The organism is Lutibacter sp. (assembly GCF_040883305.1).
GTDB lineage: Bacteria > Bacteroidota > Bacteroidia > Flavobacteriales > Flavobacteriaceae > Lutibacter.
In genome coordinates, this window is sequence record NZ_JBFLKT010000408.1 from 1 (window position 1) to 2,815 (window position 2,815).

General features: G+C 31.3%; 3 protein-coding genes. 1 reads left to right on the forward strand and 2 read right to left on the reverse strand.

What is annotated here, in order from left to right; genetic code table 11:
• Positions 1–184: OmpH family outer membrane protein (locus tag AB1Z17_RS13220; protein WP_368052241.1), on the forward strand; the 184-nt coding region annotated here is incomplete at its 5' end.
• Positions 185–360: 176 nt separating this feature from the next.
• Here the strand turns inward: AB1Z17_RS13220 and AB1Z17_RS13225 are convergent.
• Complete coding sequence (locus tag AB1Z17_RS13225) at positions 361–939, reverse strand: thioredoxin family protein (RefSeq protein WP_368052242.1); 579 nt, start codon at positions 937–939, stop codon at positions 361–363.
• A gap of 102 nt (positions 940–1,041) precedes the next feature.
• Complete coding sequence (gene gpmI, locus AB1Z17_RS13230) at positions 1,042–2,559, reverse strand: 2,3-bisphosphoglycerate-independent phosphoglycerate mutase (protein WP_368052243.1); 1,518 nt, start codon at positions 2,557–2,559, stop codon at positions 1,042–1,044.
• Positions 2,560–2,815: the final 256 nt, after the last annotated feature.

The window sequence follows — 2,815 nt, forward strand, 5'->3', positions numbered from 1 at the left end:
CAATGAATTAAATACACCTCTTCAAGACAGGATTAAAAGAGCTGTCGACATTGTTGCAGCACGCAAACGATTAAGCTATGTCTTTGATGAATCAGCCGCCATATATAGCGGAGGGGGAGAAAACATTACGAACGAGGTAATTGATCAACTTTTGATATTGGACAGCATAGAACAAGAAAATTAAGAATTTTAACCGAATTTTACATATTAAGTTTGTAGCTAAGAACTTTCTTATTCTCTATTATGCGAAAAAACTTTCTAAATAAATTTGTTTGTGTTACGCCAATCCTATTAGAAAGTTTACATACAAACATTTTGCTTTTTTAAAGCCAATGTCTTAATTAAAAACAATAAAAAATCCTAATCTTCGTAAGAATGTTTGTAGGCCTCACCACTAACAATTTTCAGTATATCTTCCTCTACACTTTCTCTTGGATATTCAACAAAACGACCAATTTCTGCTCCATTTTTGTAAAAAATAAAAGTAGGAACTCTAATAATATTTAAACCTTCTTGTAAATTATCGGGTGTTTTTTTAGTGCGATCTACCGCTACCATTTCTAAATTTTGATACTTAAAATCTGTGGTATCTAAAATTTTATAAAAAATGGGTGTTTGCTCTTGACTGTCTCCACACCAAGTTCCCATAAAAGCTTTAATAGTTATATTTTTTAGCAATGGTTTTAAGGTTGCAATGGTTTCAGTATTTAATTCATAGTTTTCATAATTAAAGTTAAACCAATCATTAAAAGGAGCTTCTAAAAAATTACTTTTAGCGGTTATACCAACTAAATTTCCACTTGCATCTATAGTTGGTGCTGGTGCAGGTGTTTCTGGAACCGCAGGCGGATTTGGAGTTATCGATGTTGTTGCATTTTGTTGACTACCGCAACTAAGGTTTAATACGAATACACAAATAATTAACGCTAGTTTTTTCATTGATCGTTTATTTTTTCTGAAAATTAAACAAAAAAAATGAGAACAATATGCTTACATAAGTTCTCATTTTAAAATATTTAATTTAATGTTTTTTGCAATACATTAAACTAATGAATGTCTTGTCATTGCTTTTGGTTGTTCAATACCCATTAATTTTAAAATTGTTGGTGCAATATCACCTAAAACACCATCTTTAATGTTTTTTATATCATTATCGACAATAATAAAAGGGACTGGATTTGTTGTATGAGCTGTATTTGGGGAACCATCTGGGTTTTTCATAGTTTCACAGTTACCGTGATCTGCAATTACAATGGTAGTATAATTGTTTTCGTTAGCCGATGTAATAACATCTTCAACACATTGGTCAACAGCTTCACAAGCTTTTATAGCAGCATCCATATCACCAGTGTGTCCAACCATATCGCCATTTGCAAAATTTAAACATACAAAATCTACTTCACCTTTTTTAAGTTCAGGAATAATAGCGTCTTTAATTTCGAAAGCGCTCATTTCTGGTTTTAAATCGTAGGTGGCAACTTTTGGTGATGGACATAATAAACGTTTTTCACCTTTAAATTCTTGCTCTCTTCCTCCTGAAAAGAAGAAAGTAACGTGCGGATATTTTTCAGTTTCAGCAATTCTAATTTGTTTTTTATTCGCTTTTTCTAAAACTTCACCTAAAGTATCTTCTAAATTATCGGTATTGTAAATAACATTGATGTTTTTAAAAGTTTCATCGTAGTTTGTCATTGTAACATAATGTAACGGTAAGGTTTTCATTCCAAATTCTGGAAAATCTTTTTGCGTTAAAACTTCAGTTAACTCACGCCCTCTATCAGTTCTATAATTAAAGAAAATAACTACATCATCAGCCTTTATTTGTGCTTTTGGTGTGCCATTTTCATTTGTCATAATAATAGGTTTGATAAATTCATCGGTTACATTATCCGCATAGGTTGCTTCAATACTTTTTATGGCATCGGTACTTTTTTCACCAGTTGCATTTACTAAAGCATCGTACGCTATTTTTACACGTTCCCAGCGTTTATCTCTGTCCATTGCAAAATAACGACCGGTAATTGTTGCCAATTCTCCTGTTGTTTTTGCCATATGTTCTTGAATGTCATTTATAAAAAATTTACCCGATTTTGGATCACAATCTCTACCATCTGTAAATGCGTGTAAAAATACATTTTCAGCATTATTTTCAGCGGCAACATCTAATAACCCTTTTAAATGATCTATATGCGAGTGAATACCTCCATTAGAAACCAATCCTAATAAATGTATGTTTTTATTGTTTTCTTTTGCGTATGTTAGCGCATCTAATAAAACTTTTTCTTGTCCTAAAGTTTTATCTTTAACAGCCATGTTTATGCGAACTAAGTTTTGGTAAACAATTCTACCAGCACCTAAATTCATATGTCCAACTTCGCTATTTCCCATTTGCCCTTCAGGTAATCCAACATGTTCACCATCAGTACGTAAACTAGCATTAGGGTATAAGTTGTATAAATTATCTATATAGGAAGTTTTTGCGTTAAAAATAGCAGAAACTTTAGGGTCTTGTGTAATTCCCCAACCATCTAAAATCATTAAAATTACTTTTTTATTCATTCTAAAATCTATTTAATTTTGAAGGTCAAATATACGAAGTATTCACGGTAAGCACCTTATAATTAGGTATTAAATTGCTCTTAAAACTACTAAAACGATTGCGATATGAATAATTTTAACACTGGGTTAAAATAAATAAATGAAAAACCTCAAATCAATTTTTGATCTGAGGTTTTTTAGGTTATGTAGTGTATAAGAAACCACTAGTATTATTTAGTCCAAGAGGTAAACATCCAATTTCTTTTTTCTAGAGCTC

What these genes read in the sequence shown, in the direction of transcription:
- AB1Z17_RS13225 (WP_368052242.1), bottom strand. Translation starts at nt 939, where the DNA reads ATGAAAAAACTAGCGTTAATTATTTGTGTATTCGTATTAAACCTTAGT.
- gpmI (WP_368052243.1), bottom strand. Translation starts at nt 2,559, where the DNA reads ATGAATAAAAAAGTAATTTTAATGATTTTAGATGGTTGGGGAATTACA.